The 18,208-nt window shown below is 58.5% G+C and carries 14 protein-coding genes; 3 read left to right on the forward strand and 11 right to left on the reverse strand.

Features of this window, described 5'->3' with window-relative positions; translation table 11 throughout:
- Positions 1-3: 3 nt before the first annotated feature.
- Positions 4-2,523 (reverse strand): replication restart helicase PriA, encoded by a 2,520-nt coding sequence (gene priA, locus ACAW74_RS13855; protein ID WP_370698801.1) that lies wholly within the window; start codon positions 2,521-2,523, stop codon positions 4-6.
- Between the two features lie 190 nt (positions 2,524-2,713).
- On the opposite strand from priA, the gene ACAW74_RS13860 reads away from it, so the two are divergent.
- On the forward strand, positions 2,714-4,321 hold the full coding sequence (locus ACAW74_RS13860; RefSeq protein ID WP_370698802.1) for a hypothetical protein: 1,608 nt from the start codon (positions 2,714-2,716) through the stop codon (positions 4,319-4,321).
- 204 nt (positions 4,322-4,525) lie between these two features.
- Positions 4,526-5,545 carry a YpdA family putative bacillithiol disulfide reductase gene (locus ACAW74_RS13865; RefSeq protein ID WP_370698803.1) on the forward strand — a complete coding sequence of 340 codons (1,020 nt, stop codon included), beginning with the start codon at positions 4,526-4,528 and terminating at the stop codon, positions 5,543-5,545.
- Positions 5,546-5,652: 107 nt separating this feature from the next.
- Here the strand turns inward: ACAW74_RS13865 and ACAW74_RS13870 are convergent, their stop codons facing one another.
- From ACAW74_RS13870 to ACAW74_RS13915, 10 genes are read right to left on the reverse strand one after another with little or no spacing between them, the layout of a single operon-like run.
- Positions 5,653-7,185 (reverse strand): glycoside hydrolase family protein, encoded by a 1,533-nt coding sequence (locus ACAW74_RS13870; RefSeq protein WP_370698804.1) that lies wholly within the window; start codon positions 7,183-7,185, stop codon positions 5,653-5,655.
- Between the two features lie 19 nt (positions 7,186-7,204).
- Positions 7,205-8,818, reverse strand: coding sequence for a YiiX/YebB-like N1pC/P60 family cysteine hydrolase (locus ACAW74_RS13875; RefSeq protein ID WP_370698805.1), 1,614 nt, complete (start codon positions 8,816-8,818; stop codon positions 7,205-7,207).
- Positions 8,815-9,558, reverse strand: a complete 744-nt coding sequence (locus ACAW74_RS13880; RefSeq protein WP_370698806.1) for a hypothetical protein — start codon at positions 9,556-9,558, stop codon at positions 8,815-8,817. Before ACAW74_RS13880 ends, ACAW74_RS13875 begins: the two co-directional genes overlap by 4 nt.
- Before the next feature lie 3 nt (positions 9,559-9,561).
- Positions 9,562-9,846 (reverse strand): hypothetical protein, encoded by a 285-nt coding sequence (locus ACAW74_RS13885; RefSeq protein ID WP_370698807.1) that lies wholly within the window; start codon positions 9,844-9,846, stop codon positions 9,562-9,564.
- A complete protein-coding gene (locus ACAW74_RS13890; RefSeq protein ID WP_370698808.1) occupies positions 9,827-10,009 on the reverse strand; it encodes a hypothetical protein in 183 nt (60 codons plus the stop codon). The genes ACAW74_RS13885 and ACAW74_RS13890 overlap by 20 nt, the downstream gene beginning before the upstream one ends.
- A 12-nt stretch (positions 10,010-10,021) precedes the next feature.
- Entirely contained in the window at positions 10,022-12,262 is a 2,241-nt protein-coding gene (locus tag ACAW74_RS13895; RefSeq protein ID WP_370698809.1) for a hypothetical protein, read from the reverse strand.
- 12 nt (positions 12,263-12,274) lie between these two features.
- A complete protein-coding gene (locus tag ACAW74_RS13900) occupies positions 12,275-13,318 on the reverse strand; it encodes a hypothetical protein (RefSeq protein WP_370698810.1) in 1,044 nt (347 codons plus the stop codon).
- Positions 13,319-13,333: 15 nt separating this feature from the next.
- Positions 13,334-14,599, reverse strand: coding sequence for a hypothetical protein (locus tag ACAW74_RS13905; RefSeq protein ID WP_370698811.1), 1,266 nt, complete (start codon positions 14,597-14,599; stop codon positions 13,334-13,336).
- A gap of 5 nt (positions 14,600-14,604) precedes the next feature.
- Positions 14,605-15,576 carry a GumC domain-containing protein gene (locus ACAW74_RS13910; RefSeq protein WP_370698812.1) on the reverse strand — a complete coding sequence of 324 codons (972 nt, stop codon included), beginning with the start codon at positions 15,574-15,576 and terminating at the stop codon, positions 14,605-14,607.
- A 48-nt stretch (positions 15,577-15,624) separates the two neighbouring features.
- Complete coding sequence (locus ACAW74_RS13915) at positions 15,625-16,920, reverse strand: S8 family peptidase (protein WP_370698813.1); 1,296 nt, start codon at positions 16,918-16,920, stop codon at positions 15,625-15,627.
- A gap of 288 nt (positions 16,921-17,208) precedes the next feature.
- On the opposite strand from ACAW74_RS13915, the gene ACAW74_RS13920 reads away from it, so the two are divergent.
- On the forward strand, positions 17,209-18,207 hold the full coding sequence (locus ACAW74_RS13920) for a bifunctional heptose 7-phosphate kinase/heptose 1-phosphate adenyltransferase (protein WP_370698814.1): 999 nt from the start codon (positions 17,209-17,211) through the stop codon (positions 18,205-18,207).
- Position 18,208 lies beyond the last annotated feature (1 nt).

The raw sequence follows: 18,208 nt of genomic DNA on the forward strand, positions 1-18,208 counted from the left end.
AAATCACAGGCAATCCACATCAATCACGATGCTGACCTGACGGAGGCCTTTGTCGGTGAGGATGTCGGTGATGCGCTCCTGAATAAAGGCTTTGACGGCCTTGACGTTGATCTTGTCTTTTTCGAGCTTGACCAGAATGTCGTAGAGAAACTGGTTGCGGATGCGTTCGACCAGTGGCTCTTCGGGCCCCAGCACGCGCTCATCGCCCAGCTTTTCAGCCAGTTCGGCGCGAAGGCGGTCGGCGGCGCGTTTGCTGATGCGTTGATCGGTGTGGCGCACGGTGAGTTTGATGAGTCGGGAGAAAGGCGGGTAGTTGAAATCGCGCCGTTCCACGATCTCGTCTTCATAGAGACCGAAGTAATCGTTGTCGATCACTTTTTGCAGCACCGGCTGCGTGGGGTTGCCGGTTTGAATCAGTACCCGCCCCTGCCGGTCGGCCCGGCGCCCGGCCCGACCCGACACCTGCGTGATCATCTGAAACGCCCGCTCGGTCGCCCTGAATTCGGGGAAGTGGATAATCCGGTCGGCGTCGAAAATACCCACGAGACTCACGTTGTCGAAGTCGAGTCCCTTGGTGATCATCTGCGTCCCGACCAGAATATCGACCTTACCCGCCTCAAACTCGCTGATAATCTGCTGATAGGCGTTTTTGGCGCGGGTGGTGTCGAGGTCCATGCGCTGAATGCGGGCCTCGGGAAACATGATCTGCAACTGATCTTCGAGTTTCTCAGTGCCATAGCCTACCGTCTTCACCTTCGTGGAGCCACAGGTGGGGCACACCTTGGGCACGGCTTCTTTGTGGCCGCAGTAATGGCAGCGCAGTTCAGCGGCCCGCATGTGGTAGGTCAGGCTGACGGCGCAGTTGAGGCACTGACTCGTCCATTCGCAGTCTTCACATTGCAGGTAGGGCGAGTAACCGCGCCGATTCTGAAACAGAATGCTCTGCTGTTTCCGCTCCAGATTGTCGGCCAGGGCTTCATACAATACCGACGAAAACTCGTTCTTCATCGTCTTCTGCTTCCGTTCGCGCTTCACATCGACCAGCGCGATAAACGGCAGATTGGCGTCGCCATACCGCTGAAACAGTTCGACATGCCCGTAACGCCCCTGCTTGGCCTGGTAGTAGGTCTCGATGCTGGGCGTGGCCGAGCCGAGTAACACTTTGGCCTGCTGCCACTGCGCCATCATCATGGCCACGTCGCGGGCGTGGTAGCGCGGAGCCGGGTCGTGCTGTTTGTAAGAGGTTTCGTGCTCTTCGTCTACGATCACCAGGCCGAGGTTGTCGAACGGCAAAAACACCGCTGATCGCACGCCCACCACAAACTGAAACTGCCCCGACACGATGCCTTTCCAGACTTCCACGCGTTCGTTGTCGGAAAATTTGGAGTGGTAAATGCCCATTTTATCGCCAAACACTTTTTGCAGGCGCACCACAATCTGGGTCGTCAGCGCGATTTCGGGCAGCAGATACAGCACCTGCGAGCCGCTCGCCAGCACCTTCTGCACTAGATCGATGTAGACTTCAGTTTTGCCGCTGCCCGTGATGCCGTGAAACAGCACGATGTCTTTTTCGCTAAACTGCGCCATGATGCTGTCGGCGGCGGTTTGCTGGGCGGGCGTCAGCTTGATTTCTTTCTGCGGCGAAAACGTATCGGCAAAACGCGGCTGGATGACCTCGAACGTCAGGAATACTTCGTTCTTGATCAACGTACCCAGCGACGATTGTGACAGTTCGTCGTCCTGATTCAGGATGGTTTTGTCGAGCCCGTTCTTATTGAGTGCCGGGTTGCGTTGCATGGGTACGTGCCGCAGGTAACGCATGACCACTTCCTGTTGCTTCGGGAGTTTGTCGAGCCGTTGCAGCAGCGCCAGCAATTGTTCAGGCTGCTCGTAGTTGGGGTGCAGTTTTACTTTGCGTACCATCTTGGGTACGTATTTTTCTTTCACCTCGTCGAACACAATGACCGCCCGCTTGTCGACCAGCGATTTGATCAGCGTGGGTACGTTCACCTCACCAGCCAGCCGACCCAGCTCTTCGTAACTCAGCGACGGATGCTTTTTCAGTTGCTCAAGCAGCGCCGACTCCTGTTCATTGAGCAGTTCAGGATAATCGAAATCGGGGTTGAACTGCACCTTCGACTGGCTCGTGATCTTCAGACCCGACGGCAACGCCACGTTGAGCACTTCACCGATGCAACACATATAGTAGGTTGACATCCAGTCGAATAGCTGCAACTGATAGCCCGTAACAAGCGGGTATTCGTCGAGCAGTTCGAGGATGTAACGAGCCTGGTAGTTCTGGGGTGGCTGGTTGTGCAGCTTGGCTACCACGGCCGTGATGACCCGGCTTTTCCCGAAGGGCACAATCACCCGCGCGCCCACCTTGATCGCCTCGGCCATATCCCGTTTGACCCGGTACGTAAACAAACGTGGCACGGGGATCGGCAGAATCAGATCGGCAAAGACGGTGATTTCTTCGGTAGTCGAGTAGGAAAATAGTGTATTTGTTGCCGTTTCACTCATGAGAAAGTCACTTCCAGTAAATATACTCGATGCTACTGGCCAAACTGGCAAGGGATTTGATACAAGTGCACATACCCCCAGCCCATAAAGATACGCCGACCAGCGCCTGATTTTGCCTGTAACGCCAATCGACGCTGAATCGATCGACCTATCTGCCTAAGTACAGCCTATTTACATAGTACAGCCTCACATGAAAAACGAGTACGCAACCGTCCGCTGGGGGATGGCCTTGCGAAGTTGGCTAGTCATTTTGCTCCTGATAGCTAGCTTCCCGGTTTGGGCGCAGGTCGCCGCAAGTACTTCACACACAAGCAACGTCGCCGCCCGTCTGGCAGGATGCCCAACCCTGACGACGCCTGTCAACACGCTATCGGTATGCGCCGGTGGCGTCCTGCCCGGTCTGCAACTGGTTACCACCAACACGGCTCCCACCGATAGTCTGCGGCTGGTTTATTTTAGCAGCCCCCAGTCGGGCACGGCTATGTATACGGGCGGCACCCCGCTGGGCGGCAGTCCGCCAGGTACGTATGCACTTACCAATCCATCGGGCAGCACCGTTACGGCATCGCTGGCCAGCCTGCCAACAACCAACACCACGGGGGCGACCATCGTTTATTACGTCTACGGGTTGCTTTATCCTACCCCCGATGATCTGACCTGCCGTGTATCCACCCAGACGACCGTTACGGTTTTTCCGAGTGTCTCTATGGAGATGACGCCTCACTCGACAACCCTGACCTGCACCGACCACCATGTCACGCTGAGCCTGACCAACCCCACACCGGGCACCACCTATTCGTGGTGGCGTACTGGTAGCCCAACCCCAACTAATGGCACGTCCATAACGGTGAGTCAACCCGGTACCTACACGCTTACTGGCCGCCTCGGTAGCTGCTGGGGTACCGCTACTACGGCAACGGTCGCCAGCGATCAGCGTCCGGGTGTCGTGTCGGTCAATCAGGGGGCGCTGAGCTGCAACACCCCGACGGTTACCCTAACGGCTACCATCACGGGTCGTTACAGTTCTGTTCTGTGGACAGGCCCCTGGGGCACAGCGGGCGAAGGCACTACGCTCACCGTCAGCGCACCGGGGATTTACCGGGCCATCGTTACGTTTGCCAACGGCTGTGTCGATGCGTCGAATCCCGCCCGTGTGCTTCAAAGTCCCGTGCCGCCGCCACTGATTGCCGCGCAGGGTGGGGCTATGCCCTGCAAAACGTGTTCGGTGATGCTGTCGGTAGAAACCGACGCCACCACGCCGCTATTCGTGTGGATGGGCCCCGACGGCTTTACCAGCACCGATCCTTCTCCGATTGTGTCGAAAGAAGGAAGCTACACCATTGTGGTAAAAGACCTGGAAACGGGCTGCGAAGCCTACGACATTGTGGTGGTTGAAGCGCCTACCAACGACCCTTGTCCGCAACCTTTCCTGGATACACCCGATGCGCTTACCCTCTGCGCTGGCGATTTGCTACCCGACGTACGGGTGCTGCTCAACCAGGTGAATTCGGGCGATCAGGTGGCGTTTGTGTTGTTCGATACGCCGCAAAGTAGCAGTAGTCTCTACACAGGTGGCACCCGGCTGGCGACTATCACGCCCGACGTTGATCTGGTGGCGACTTTGCCGGGCAATACGCTGCCGCCCCTTCAGAATCATGGTTTGGTCGAACAAACGCGCTATCTCTACGCCCTGCTCCTGCCGCAACCCGGTATCGTCGATGGGTGCAGCCCCGCTCTGGTGACCATCACCATCGGCCCCGGCGGATGCGCGCCAATCACCTTCCGGCGTATAAAGTGACTGTACGATGTACTGTGTACAATGCACGATGTACAATGTACACAGTACGATGTATAATGCACAGTTAGGCGTGGCAACACCCATTGTACATTATACATTGTGCATTGTACATTACACATCGTGCATTGTACATTCCTTACCCCTCGACCTTTCCGCGCTGATTTTGCGTTAGCCTTATATCCATCTGAGCGTAATACAGCCGATATGAATACAAGCGAACACCCTTACGATGTCATCATTGTGGGTGGTGGCCCCTGCGGACTGGCAGCGGGCATTGAAGCCGCCAAGAGCGGCCTGACCCACCTTATTCTGGAAAAAGGCAGCATTACCGAGTCGATTCGGCGGTATCCGAAACTGATGCGCTTTTTCTCGACGGCCGAAAACATTGAAATCGGCGGAATTCCGTTCCCGATTTCGGGCGTGAAGGCCAACCGCAACGAAGCGTTGCAGTATTACCGCAAAGTAGCGGCCTATTTCAAGCTGAATACGAAGGTGTTCACGGAAGTCCAGAAGGTGCACAAACAGGGGGATCTGTTCATTATCACGACCACCACCGGCGACACGTTTCAGGCTTATAAAGTCATTCTGGCAACGGGCTATTTCGATAAGCCGCGTTGGCTGGGTATCCCCGGTGAAGAGCAGGCGCACGTCAGCCATTATTACGACGAACCCTTCCAGTACTCGTTTACGAAGGTGGTGATTGTGGGGGCCGCCAACTCGGCCGTTGAAGCAGCGCTCGAATTGTACCGCCACAACGTAGACGTGACGGTAGTGCACCGGGGCGAAGATTTTAAGCCGACGGTGAAATACTGGCTCATTCCCGACGTGAAAAACCGGGTGAAAGAGGGCAAGATCAAAACCGCCTTCGATAGCTGCGTAACGCGTATCGGGCCCGACTACGTCCGGATGCACAACCTGAAAACAGGCGAAACCCAGACGATTCCCGCCGATTTTGTACTCATGCTGACGGGCTACACCCCCGATGCCGAGCTACTAACCCGTTGCGGCGTTGACCTTGATCCCGAGACGCAGATTCCGGTATACGACCGGCAGACGTTCGAGACCAACGTACCTGGGCTGTATGTCTGCGGTACGGTCATGGCAGGTATTTACACCGAAAAAGTGTTTATCGAAAACGGCCGCGAACACGCCATCGCCATCATCGACCACATCGCTGGCCGCGAAGAAATTCACAAAGTCAACGAGCTCATTCAGCGAATTTGAAATCAGTTCAAGGTTCAAGTAGTTCAAAGTCCAAGGTTGGCTCACACTTGAGTAAGACGCGTGAGCCAACCTTGGACTTTGAACTACTTGAACCTTGAACTGATTTCCTACCCATTCCACCGGGCTTTGGTGCCTCGGGTGTCGTAGTGGACAAAGGTGTTGTAAAGGCCCAGGCCGCCCTGTTGCATTTTACCGGCGGCGATGAGGCGTTCGATCGTCGCGTGTACGTCGGGGGGTGTCATGTCACGTACCTGAATGTCGGCGGCCTGCCCGCACATGTGGCGACTTTGGCTCTTGCCGCCCACGCTGGCGTTTTGCCCCGGCGACCGGTACCCCGACACCACCTTGATAGGTACGCCCACTTCGGCCCGTAGCACTTCCAGTTGATTCATCAGGTTTTGCACGTTGCCCAGAATACTGGTGGGGATAGCTACGCCGTCGTGCGACTCGAACTCACCCTGACTGAAATGCGCCGAACTGGCCGACGACGCCGTGTTGATGGGGCAATAGGCCGGTACGGTCGCCGACGCCGAAAACGACATGCCGCCATCTTCGCGCTCGCCGCTTTCGATATCGTCGAGCACAGCATCGCCGAACGCCCCGCCGTAGCCATTCATGCGCCAGCTGTTTGTGGTGCTGTAGCTCCCCGACGAGAACAGATTACCCTCGGCTTCGCGCCGACGCACCAGACCGGGCAGCACTTTGCCGCCGCCATTGACCCACCGTTTCATTTCGGTAGGAACAGCCGCGTAGTCGCCCGTATTCAGTTTTTTCAGCAGCGTCGAGCTTTGGAAAGCACCAGTCCCTACGTTGTAGCTGAAGCTCACCAGCGAATCGAACTGCGCCTGATTGAGCGTCACTTTTACGTTGGTGTTCACCGATGTTTCAAAGCTGCGAAGCGAATCGCGGAGGAGTTCGGTCCCGCGGGCTTCGGTGATGCCCGCCCGGAATTCGGCCGACTCGCTGCCGTTGCAATTGCCCCGGTGTACCAGATGCCCGTAGCCGATGGTGCAGTGACCAGCGGGGTCGTTATACAGCGATGAACTGAACCCTTCAAACTGCTTCACAAAGTCGACACCGGCCGACGAAACGCTCAGATTATTGACGCTAAAGGCACGGTTATAGCCCACCGGCGAGATGTCGCGCCAGAGCGATTGGGCTGCGGTCTGTCCTTGCTTAGCCTGCACGTAGCGGTCGCGGAAGGCCGTATCGACTGCCTGCCGTACGGAAGCCGGAATCCGGCCGTCGACCTCGTTGTTACCCACGATTAGCTGGTCGGCCACCTGCCCGTAGGCATCGAACCAGGCGGCACCATCACCCGAAGGTGCGGGTACGTTGCCTGCCGCGCCAATCTGCTGCAGGGTGTAATAGGCCGCTTCAGCCAGTACGTTATAGGCACGAACAACGGCCTCGGGCGCTACGCATTCCTGAAACAGCACACTTGCCAGGCGGTTGGCCACATAGAGCCGGTACTGGATTTTCTGCTGTTCATCGGCGGGGTTGCGGGGCGGCGGTGTATAGGGTCGGGTGTGGGCACAACCGGCAATGAATTTGGCGGTCGAATAAGGCTGGCGGCTGGTAATGAAGCGGCTCTGGCTGGTGGCCAGTCGCCGGTTGGTTTGTTGAAAGCGGCTTTGCATGGTCATGGCGATCAGGAGTTTAGAACGTTTTGAGGTGCCCCACGTAGTTGAGCATTCCGTCGAAGAACAGCCGGACAACCTCCTGCGGCGAACTCCACGAAGGCTGTACGGTACTGATGCTGAGTTGGGCAGCCTGTAGGGCTTTGAAGACCAGTTCCGAACAGAAAAACTGGTTATTCTCGTCGGTGCCGGGCCGCAGTTGCCGGGCGTGTTGCAGACAGGCCGTACGAAGTGGGCCGGGGAGTGAATCGCAGTAGGTAGCCAGCAGTTGCGAAGGTGCCGCCTGAATCATGCCCCAATAATCGAAGGCGTGGGGCGTCCGTAGCGCACTGTTCAGGAACGTGATCACCTTGGCGGCATTGACGGCAGTCATCTGCGGATGGCGGTAGGCCACGGCCAGCGTCGAGCCGTCGAGCAGGTCGCTGAGCGGCCATTGCTCCACACCCGCTTCGGTGGCATGAATTATCTGGGGAATGCCGCCGGGGCCATCGCCTACATAGATCGACACGTGGCTCACCTCCGACCCCGTCACAGATCGGATCGCTCGCGAAATGCGGTCGTCGCGGGTAGTGGAAATAATCAGATCGCCGGGGTTGAGCGCCGACGGAGCAATGGATCGCCCACCCACGCCCGGGTCGAGCGGGATAGGCTCCGACGTGGCCTTGCTGACGGGCGGAACGGCCACCGTCATCAGATCGAGGTCGCGCAGGAAATCGGTGGGGCTGGGTTCGACCCAGTTGGTGGGTTGAGGGCGTGGGGTAGGGGGCGTGGGTGTTGCTCTGGCAACAGGTTGGGCGGGTGGTGGCACGCTGGCTTCCCGGTCGAAGGCATCGAACCGCTGGGCCAGGTCAAACGAACCGAGGTTGTAGGCATTGGCATAGGTCATGCTTTGGGCAATCCGGTCGAAAATAGCGTGCGGATTGTCGGCCTCGGTGGGGAGCGGTTGTGGGGGTGTTGTTGCTTGGGCTGGGTACGTTGCCGTTGAGGCCGTTCGGCTCGACGTGGTCGTTTTTTCGGGTTGCGCCGCGCCCGACAGGATGGCCTGCATATCGGCAAAGAATTGCTGATCGGCATCGTCGCCTGTTTGGCTGGCTGCCTGCGCCATGTCAGACAGCGCCGCCAGTACGTCGCCCGGTTTGTTGCTCTGGACAGCGGGCGTTGGCGGGGCAGCCTGGGGAGCCGGTTGCTGATGCGGCGGCTGGTTCCGTGCAGCATCGGCGCATTCCTGACAGCAACTGCCGTCGTGGGCATGCGCTGGTTTGGCGACCGGCGTCGGTGCGATTGCCTCGAAGGCTTCTACTTCGGCCAGACCTGATAAATCGGCGGTGTAAAACCCGGTAGCGTTGGCAGTCGGCATCGATCCGTAGCGTTCGGCAGCACCCACAACTTCATATTCGACAAAAGGCGGTTCGGCGGCCGTAGCGACGGTGTATTCGTCGTGCGCTGGGTACGTTACCTCGTGCCGGTACGACAGCATCACGTTTACGCCGGTGTCGAAATGCCCTGATTCTACCCGGCTGATCACCGGAACAGCCTTGGGCGTAGCGGCGTAATGGCCCGCAATGTATCGGCGGTACTCGTCGTGCAGGCTTTGGCGACGACTGGGGCGGGGGGGGCGGCGAGATAAGGTCATGGCTGGTTGAGGGTTAACCGGATGATCGAATACGGATCGAGCGTTACCACCACGTCGTTGGCGCCCGCGCGCAACGTCTGGCGGTCGAGGGTCAGGTGCAGCTCGCGGGGCGTTGACGTGGCCACGCTAACAAGCCGGTTGTTGATGGCTGCTACAGGTGGAAACTGCCGGTTTACGGCCAGATGCTCACCCGTCAGCACAAGTACCGGCTGTCCATCTACCTGCTGCTGACTGATCGACTGCACCCGTGGTCGGGCCAGCTTATCGCGTTTCGCCTTTTCGATTCGATTCAGCAAATCACTGTAATTCAGTTTTTTCTGTGGCGACACTTTGTCGAGATCGACGTTTTTCTGCTCGATCTCTTTAAGGTCATTTACCGACGTGACACCGATCTTCCGCAGTGTTTTCTTCGTATCGGCATCCATGTCGACAATGTCGATAGAGACATCATCCTTCGTAGCGGGCTTCTTCGACGTGGCACGTACCTGCTGATCGGTGATGGAGGCTAGTTGCACCGACAGTTTGGACGCTCCTTCCTGCCCCGGCTGCGCCGTAATGAACCGCACCTCCTCGCCATCGTAGGTCGGGAAGATGTGCAGGTCCATTGCCATATCCTTTACCGTGTAGGTCAGCGGTCGGTTAATGGCTTTCACAGCCAGCGTTTCGCGGGCTTTGTCGAGTTCCACGACCAGCGAGTCGAGAAAGGACTCAAGATTCCAGGCCTGATTGTCGGTTGCCATCGGTTACGGCTGTTGAGGGTCATCAAAGGCAATGGTGAGCCGGAGGTTGTGAAACACCGGCAGCAGTGTCGTGGCCACCGCATACAGGGGTGGGGCACTCCCCAGCACAACCCGGCCGTCGGCGTTGGTCAGGATTTGCAATTCAAGCGGCATCTCGACGGTCAGCGAGGTGGGGCGCAGGTGCACACCAGCTGCCTCGTCGCGGAAGCCGTCGGTGGGTAAGTCGCTCAGCAGGTCGACCAGGCTACCCAGCGGTACCAGCGCTTCGTCAATAACGGGCGTTTCCATGGGCGGGCGGGGTTGGCGGCGAGGCAATTACCTCAACGGGCATCAGGGCCACCTTCAGGTCAAACTCAACCTGATAGCCATCGATCTGCACGGGCGTCGGCTCTGTTTTGTCAATCGAGTCGTCGGTCGTTTCGTCGTCTGTAAAAGCGCGGTAGTAGGTCATCGGTCGGGTTGGTCAGTAGCCGTTGGATTCGGTTTTAGCCCCCACAAAATGGCAGGCTTGTATACGCGGAAATGCCACCGTTTCGGCCTGCGTCTGCGTGGCTTGCCCGTTGGCATCGGTCTGGTTGATTCGGGCGAGGGTAACGCTATGCACCACTACGTCGGGATACACCCACAGCACGCCCCGCTCGTCGCGTTTGCCTTTCAGTTCCAGCCGGGCGGTCGCCTCCTGATTCATCTGCGGGTCGAGGTCGTCGGTGCGCAGGGCCGCGAGTTGGCCAGACGTTAGCGAGGGATAGGCACCCAGCGAGGGCAGCAGTTCGTTCAGGGCGTTGGGCGACACTTCCAGGCCCGTTTTCAGTTTCCCAGCCAGTGTCAGCCGGTCGGTATCATTCACGGCTTCGTCGCTCAGTTGGAATTTGGTTTCCATCCGCCCGTTGGTATCGGCTGTGGGGGCGTAGACGTACAGGTACTTACCGGTAAGGGCCAGTTGCCAGCGCCGGTTGTCGCCCCCGCCTTCCCAGACTTTATGCCAGAACACGCGGTGCGCCACGGGGTTGTTAAGGGGCTTCGGCGCAGCCAGTTCCTCGCCAACCCGATCGAGCATGTACCCATCGGAGAGGTAGATAAACTGGTTGCTATACGTACCGGCCGTGCGGGTGCCGCTTTGCGTTTGCCAGATCAGGCTGGCTCCTACCAGCACGTCCTGATTACGTGGTACAGTCCGCAATTCGTCGGGCGAAAGGGATAGCGGTAGCAGACCGTTGGTAGGTACGTCTTTCAGGCGATACCGTTTTTCGGCCAGCACAGTCAGCGTCCGGCTGTCCTTTAGTTGCAGTTGTACGATCAGTTTTGGAAAAGCGGGCGGCGCGCCCGTACTGATGAGTTGCAGTGGCAGCGTAATGCCCCCGTTCGCCATGAAGACAAAGCGAGGTTTGCCAGCGACTTGAATGGGATTGGTCAGTGCGAAATCGAGTTGCAGCGACCGGCTCGCGGCAGCACTCATCGACAACGCCGTAGCGGGTTGTTGACTCAGCAAGCCACTGGCCACCAACCGGTTCATCAGATCGCGCTGACTGATGTTAGCCAGTAGCCCCGTCAGGTAATTCTGTTCCAGCTGCTGTTGACCCAGTTTTCGAGCCGTAATGGCGTTGAACAGCTTCAACGGGCTATCCAGCACCGTTTGCAACAACTGCGGTGCCTGTTGCAACACCGGCCCCAGCAGCGACGCCAGCAATGGCCCGGTCAGTATCCCCCCGTCGATGATCATGGCCGACCCGTAGCGAGCGCGGGTTGCGCGGGGCTGGGCGCGCAGGGCACGGGGTAGCTGCCTGCCGTAGGCGCCGCCCAGGTACGTTGCCCGGCCCGTCGTGCTGAGTGAGGCAGCCCGCGCCGGGGCTACTGCCGCCGTTGGGGCCGGAGTTGGTGGAGCTACGGCGGGCGTGGTCCCGGTTGCGGGTGTTGTCGGCGTAGCAGGCACCGGTATGGCGGCCGGCGAAGCGGGCGTTGTAGGCGCCAGGGCGTTCAGAATTTGGGTGACGGTCTGGAGAATATCCTGGCCCGATACGTTACCCAGCCCGGCACCGCCAGCCCCCGACCCGCCACTGACCGCCCCGACCACCGCCGGTACCAGCAGTTTGGCGGCTTCGAGCAGAGCATCCCAGAACATAGCCCGGCTTACCGGCGCTACCTGATAAGCACAGGCTATCCGCCGGACGCCGTCGTGCGACAACGACTGCCCGCTGGTGTAAGCTGGGTACGTGGCGTCGTCAGGTACGTCGGGCCGAATCGCCGATTCCAGCAACGACATCGGGTACGTCATGGGGCGTGTGGCGGTAGTCTGGCGGCAGTTACAGGTCGATTGCATGGTTGTCAGGGGTTGCGGTTGACGGGGTAAACGCAGCGAATCGGGAAGCCGAAACAGAGTTTCGACCGTGACTACGTCGGAGATGGCTTCGGCGCGGCCAGTTTGATCGGCATAGCTGAACAGTTGCAGGTAGCGCGCCCGGCGGCCATTTTCGTCGGTAAACCGAGCAGCGTCGACCTCGAACGTGAATTCGGGCCGTAGCGGATTGGCATCGGGGGCTTCGATCAGTGGCGATTCATACACCACCGCGTCGACCCGTTCAATACCATGCTGCATCGACTTTTGCTGCCCGATTACGTAGCGATGCAGCCGATTCGTGCCGATGTCGGCCCGGAACCGGCAGGTCGTGTCGTCGCAGCCGTCGAACGTCAGAAAGGCTAGTGCCATCGCGCGAATTGCTTATCGGCCGGGTGCGGCGGGTGCCGCTGCCGGAGTCCCGCCCGCTGAGCCCTGTTTCAGCGCCTGAATACCCCCATCGGCATACATGTTGGCAAAGTTGTCGAGCTTGAAATAGTCGGTCTTGAACTTGATGTTGACCTTCCCGCGCAACTTAGCTTGCATCTCGTCGTCGGCCGCTTTATTCGACGTGCTGACGTTGATGTTCGTGTTCGTTTCGGTAATCGACCCCGACGGCCCCCCAAACCAACTGGCAATGCCTCCGCCGTATTCGGCGTTCATGGTGAAATTGTTGATGTTGGTGTTGGAATTGCCTTTATCGCTGTGGCGTTTGGCCGTAATGCTGAAATCGACGCCCGCTTCAATTTCGCCTTTCTCGACAACCAACCGTGTCACACCCATGAGCAGCACTTCGCGCATGGCGGCTCGTTCTTCCTTGGCGAGGGCAATGGTGGCGTCCATGATTTTGGCTTTCACCTCGTTGTCTTCCATATCAACGGGTTGCCCTTCGGGGTTGGCCAGCACCATCTTCGAGGAGCCATCGGCCCCTTTTTCCATCATGATGTTGTACTGATCGCGGTTTTCCGAGGCCAGTTTGACAAAGGCGGCTTCGGGCTTCACATTCCTGATAAATTCGGCCACGCTCTTGGTTGCTTCTTTCATCAGTTTGATGTAGGCCTTCGTCTGCTTGTCCATGACGACCATGTTGGCATCGAAAACGCCTTTCAGCAGGTCGGCCACGAACTTGGGGAAGTTGACCGTATCGACCAGTTCATCGAAGGCTTCCACGCTGTTGTCGAAACCGGGGTCGTAGCCGCCGAAGCCCATGCCCGCGCCGGGGCCATCGGCCATTGCCCGCGCCACCGACGCCGATTGCGGGGCCGACAGCTTGCGCATTTCGTCGTTGACGACACTGTTGTAGAGGCTGCGCTGCTCGTCGAGGCTCATGGTGCGGAACGACGGGCTGAGAGCCAGCACCGTTCGGGCGTTGGCCCGCGCCTGTTCATAGTGCGCCTGCTGGTATTGTGCCGGATTGCTGGTGTTCATAAGGCTGGGGCGGGCTTAGAAGTTGAAATCGTCCTGCATGGGGGCCTGCTGTGGGGCATAAGGGCTACTCATCCGGCCCGGCTCCGGGTACGTTGGCATGGCTTCGTTGTGCTGCCGTTCGAGCAGATCCTGCGCCACGAAATAGGCCTGTACCATGCTGATGAACTCGCCGAAGTGATCGTCCATACGCGCCGGGCTGTACTGGGCAATCTCCATAATGATCTGGTAACCCAGCATGGCTTTTTTGAGCAGCCCATCCACATGCTGCGACGGCATACTGCGCATTTCGTTGAGGTCAGCCAGGAGTTGCTTCAGCACACCCACGTCGGTCGGTTCGCGGCGGCCCACCTGTTGCAGGATGTCTTTGTCGTTGAAGAAACGGGCCGAGATAAACTCCAGCTCTTTGTAGTACAGGCCCGCCGACGCCTCGATCGAGCTTGAACTCCAGTCGGACAGGTTGACCTGCAAATCTTCGATCGCCTGGAAAATGTTGTTTTTCGAGACGTTTTCGAAGGTGGTGCTGCTTTCTACCTTCTCGATGTACTTGGCCACCTCGATCATGAGTGTGTCCCAGAGCGGCTGGAAGCCCGTGTTCACGTCGGCTTCGTCGATACCCATCACCTGTCCGTAGTTGAAGAGCATCTTGTAGTCCTGCATGCGGTCGGGTTCCTGGCTACGATCGTAGAGCGCGCCGGTTTCGATGTCTTCGAACCGGCCCGCCCGGTCATAGAGCCGGATGGCGTCGATGGTTTCGCGCGAACTGAGCCGGATGGCATACCGGCGGGAGCTGAGGTGTTTCGACAGCAGCATATCGGCGGCGTTGAACACTTCGAGTTCTTCGCCGATGACCATGCTGTAGAACAGATCGGCGGCGCTTTCGATGCTGGCCCGGTTAATCTGCTGCGACGCCCGCGAGGTCTGAAACAAAAACTTTACCGACGAACCCAGCTTGCCTTTGCCACCCTTTGCCAGCGCTCTATGATCGACCTTGCGGTTGCGGAGGTTATAGAGGGCAATGGGCAGGAAGGTTTCGGCGGTATCCTCGTCGTCGATAAACGGTGAGACCTTTTGCAGGTTGACTAACGCCTCTTTTTCGTCGGACGACAGGTTGAACTTGTCGCCGAACCGGTCGAACGTTTTGTCGACGTGGTCGTATTTGTCCTGATCGAACACAAACCGGTCGACAACCTCGGTGAGGGTTTCGGCGAAGGTGGCGTCTGAGAAGGAGAAGTTGCCCCGCTGGGCTTCCCGGATAATGCGGTTAAGGGTATCCTGATTCATGGTGATTAGTTCAGTTTACGGTCTCTCACAACGCGCCGAACCACCTGCTCGACCACGAAATCATAGATGTGTTTGGCACCACCCTCGCGTTCGTCGGCCACGCGCTCGGCGATGGCGTCGGCATCGCGCAGCCCGTCGAGGTAGTAGGCCCGCAGAAACGCAAAGCGCAGCAGGTCTTCTTCGGCGTAGAACAGTGAGGGGTTGAACGGTAACCGGCTGTTTTCGAGCCGATCTTCCATCACCACATACAGACTATGCAGGTTGGGGTCGCTCCCGATTTTGCGGCTTAGTTTGATGCGCCCTACGGGATTCTGGTCTTTCACGAACTGGTACAGATCAAAGCGCTTACCGTAATCGGCGTCGGCGGGGCGTTGTTCTTCGTCTTGCAGTTTGCGCCGAGTTTCGTCCAGATCAAGCTGCACTTTGTCGAGCCGAGCCTGGTAATGCTGTTCGGCATTACGGAGACTGGTGGTCGCGTCGATATACTGGCGGTCGAGTTCGCCCGATTCAGCTTGTTTTTCGGCAATGGCTTTCTTCAGTTTTTCCAGTTCCGTATCGACCGCAACAGCCGCCATTACGGCCATGCTGCCATCGTCAGTTTTCTCAGCGGTACGGCGTTTAGCATATTGATCGAGTTGTTTCATCAGCCGCCCCAGTTCTGTCTGCACACCCACTCGCTTCTTTTCGATCTTACCCAGTTCATTGCTCGCATCGCGCCGCTTCTTCTGGGCATCCTGAATACCGTTGCGCTTTTCGTCTTCCAGGTACGTTAGCCGGTCTTTCAGCTTGTCGAACTGATCGCGGTTAATGCCGCTGGGTACGTCGTGGAACCCCGTGGCAAGCTGTTTCACCAGGTTCGCCAGCACCTCGCGCACCTTCGGGTCGGGCTGCTCGCCAAATCCGAATCCGTCGAACGCCGGCCGAACGTTTTTGAACAGCGACGCGCCCGTTTTTCCGTTTAATCCGTTGTGTATCATGTCGTTTATTGTCAGTAAGGGAATAAGAATCCAGTATCGGGGCGGTGGTTAGTCGCCAAGTTTGTAGTCGAGCAGGCGCACAGCGTCGAGGAGGTTAATACGCCCGTAGCCCCAGCGGTCGGTGCGCAGGCGTTGGTCGGGCCGGTCGGCGGTGCGTTTCAGCAGGTATTTTACCTGCCGGTCGGTGAGCGTTCGTTGGCGCGTTCGCGCAAAGGATTTCAGCAGCGCAATGCTGCCCGTTACGAAGGGGGCCGCCTGCGACGTACCTGACGCAAAGGCGTAGCCATGTTCCCGATACGAGCTATAGATGTTGGTACCAGGTGCTACAAACGACACCTGTTCGCCGTAAGTCGAAAACGGGGCCATGTCGTCGTGCTCATCGATGGCCCCCACGGCAATCACGCCCGGCAAGGCACCGGGGTAGTAGCTGGCTTTGGTGCCGTCGTTGCCCGAAGCGGCCACCACCGTTACACCTTTGCGCAGGGCGTAATCGATCACTTCGGCGTGGGGTAGCCCGCCGCCATCGTGCCGAATGCCCAGGCTCATGTTGATCAGATCGACGCCCTGATCGACCGCCCATTTGATGCCCGTGTTGATGTTGTCGATCAGGCCGGCGCCCACTACGTCGTTGCCGTTGCGCATGGCTCCCAGCACCCGCACGGGCAGCAGTTTGCAGTTGGGCACCACGCCCACGGGCATTTGTCGGCCCATGCCAGCTACAATGCCCGCCACGTGCGTGCCATGGCCTACCTCGTCGCCGGGGGCTTCGTCATAGTCCAGAAAATCGCCGATAAACTCGTTAGCGCCGTCGATGATGTTGACGAAGTCCATGCCCGGCCCCAGCGCGTGTTTGATTTCGGGGTGCTCCGTATCGATGCCCGTATCGAGAATAGCAATGCGGATGGTGGGGTCGCCGGTGGAATAACGCTGCGCCTCGCCGATGTGCAACGGGTCGGGTTTTCGCTCGGGTCGAACGCTCTGGGCGGTGACCTGCCGGTCGGGCAGCGGGCTTTCACCGATACCGCCAAGCCGCACGTATTCGACGTCGGGCAGGAGCTGAATCTGATCGATAAGCCGCGGTGGGATCGCCTGGTTTTGCTTCAGAATGAGCCGGTAAATACGATTGATGCCGCTGGCAACTTCCTCGTCCGACCACGCCCCGCCCGAGGCCGGCCGGTGCTCGCTCGTGACTATCACGGGTAGCTGCGCCGCCGCCAGCAACTCGTCGATACCGGGCACCAGCCGATCGGGCAACGCCCCTACCAACGTCGTCAGGGCGTCTTGCCAGGGCGGCAGCCGTTGCGCAACGGGGCGGTGCAGTTTGACGATCAGATGCGGCTTCATAAACCCGTGGTTTTGAACCGTCAAATGTCACAAAACCCACTGATTACCAGTAAGGTAGAAGGCTGCTTCAAGAGTGTTACTTACCGATTAAAATTGATCTATTCCCAGACAGTTTACCGGAAAGTAAAGCGATCGTTGCACCTGTACAGGAAGTTACCAAACGGAGGATATTGAAAAATGCGGGTTTCTACGTAGCCAATCGCGTAGTATGTCGGTAGCTGTCGAAGCCTGGTCTACCTGCCTCCATTTCGGGGTTCTGCAACGGCCGATAGCCCTTATCTTTGCGGCATGTCGTTTTCATCTGTACTCCCCCTCCCCGATCTGTTTACCCAATTCAACCGCCTGCGCGTACTGGTCATTGGCGACGTGATGCTCGATGCCTACGTGTGGGGCCGCGTCGACCGAATTTCGCCCGAAGCGCCGGTGCCGGTGGTGACCGTACAACGCCGCGAAGTGCGGCTGGGGGGGGCGGGTAATGTGCTCCTGAATGTGCAGGCACTGGGAGCCGAAGCCGTGGTTTGCTCGGTGATCGGTACCGATCAGGCGGGGGATCAGCTTCACCAGCAACTCACCGAACGGGGCCTCAATTGCGACGGGCTCATCCGGTCGGCGTCGCGCATCACGACTATTAAAGAGCGCATCATTGCCGGGTCGCAGCAGGTGGTGCGGGTCGATACCGAAACCGACGCCTACATCACCCCCGACGAACGTACTCAACTGATCGAAACGGCAAAGGCGCTCATTCCGACCTGCCACGTGGTACTGTTTGAAGACTACGACAAGGGCGTGCTGAACCGCGACGTCATCGCCGCCGTTACGGCCTTTGCCAATGCGCATAACGTACCCACGGTGGTCGATCCGAAGAAGCGCCATTTTCTCGATTACGAGCACGTGACGCTGTTCAAGCCCAATCTGAAAGAGTTGAAAGAAGGCCTCAAAGTCGATTTTAACGTGGATCAGCCCGGCGAGTTGGCCCGCGTAGTGCAACAGCTTAAAGACCGGATGAGGCTCGCGGGTACGCTCATTACCTTGTCTGAACGTGGCGTCTATATCGATCTCGACGGGCAGCGGGACCAACTCCCCGCCCACGTGCGCAAGATTGCCGATGTGTCGGGCGCGGGCGATACGGTCATCAGCGTGGCCGCCTGTTGCGTAGCTCTACAGCAAGCCCCCCGCCGCATTGCCGCCCTATCGAACCTCGGCGGCGGACTCGTCTGCGAGAGCGTCGGCGTCGTGCCCATCGACAAAGACCGCCTGCTTGAGGAGGCACAGCGACTGGGGGTGTAGG

The organism is Fibrella musci, assembly GCF_041321105.1.
Classification (GTDB): domain Bacteria; phylum Bacteroidota; class Bacteroidia; order Cytophagales; family Spirosomataceae; genus Fibrella; species Fibrella musci.

Bases quoted from the DNA above. Each gene is read 5' to 3' on its own strand.
- priA (WP_370698801.1), bottom strand. From the start codon at position 2,523: ATGAGTGAAACGGCAACAAATACACTATTTTCCTACTCGACTACCGAA.
- ACAW74_RS13860 (WP_370698802.1), top strand. From the start codon at position 2,714: ATGAAAAACGAGTACGCAACCGTCCGCTGGGGGATGGCCTTGCGAAGT.
- ACAW74_RS13865 (WP_370698803.1), top strand. From the start codon at position 4,526: ATGAATACAAGCGAACACCCTTACGATGTCATCATTGTGGGTGGTGGC.
- ACAW74_RS13870 (WP_370698804.1), bottom strand. From the start codon at position 7,185: ATGCAAAGCCGCTTTCAACAAACCAACCGGCGACTGGCCACCAGCCAG.
- ACAW74_RS13875 (WP_370698805.1), bottom strand. From the start codon at position 8,818: ATGACCTTATCTCGCCGCCCCCCCCGCCCCAGTCGTCGCCAAAGCCTG.
- ACAW74_RS13880 (WP_370698806.1), bottom strand. From the start codon at position 9,558: ATGGCAACCGACAATCAGGCCTGGAATCTTGAGTCCTTTCTCGACTCG.
- ACAW74_RS13885 (WP_370698807.1), bottom strand. From the start codon at position 9,846: ATGGAAACGCCCGTTATTGACGAAGCGCTGGTACCGCTGGGTAGCCTG.
- ACAW74_RS13890 (WP_370698808.1), bottom strand. From the start codon at position 10,009: ATGACCTACTACCGCGCTTTTACAGACGACGAAACGACCGACGACTCG.
- ACAW74_RS13895 (WP_370698809.1), bottom strand. From the start codon at position 12,262: ATGGCACTAGCCTTTCTGACGTTCGACGGCTGCGACGACACGACCTGC.
- ACAW74_RS13900 (WP_370698810.1), bottom strand. From the start codon at position 13,318: ATGAACACCAGCAATCCGGCACAATACCAGCAGGCGCACTATGAACAG.
- ACAW74_RS13905 (WP_370698811.1), bottom strand. From the start codon at position 14,599: ATGAATCAGGATACCCTTAACCGCATTATCCGGGAAGCCCAGCGGGGC.
- ACAW74_RS13910 (WP_370698812.1), bottom strand. From the start codon at position 15,576: ATGATACACAACGGATTAAACGGAAAAACGGGCGCGTCGCTGTTCAAA.
- ACAW74_RS13915 (WP_370698813.1), bottom strand. From the start codon at position 16,920: ATGAAGCCGCATCTGATCGTCAAACTGCACCGCCCCGTTGCGCAACGG.
- ACAW74_RS13920 (WP_370698814.1), top strand. From the start codon at position 17,209: ATGTCGTTTTCATCTGTACTCCCCCTCCCCGATCTGTTTACCCAATTC.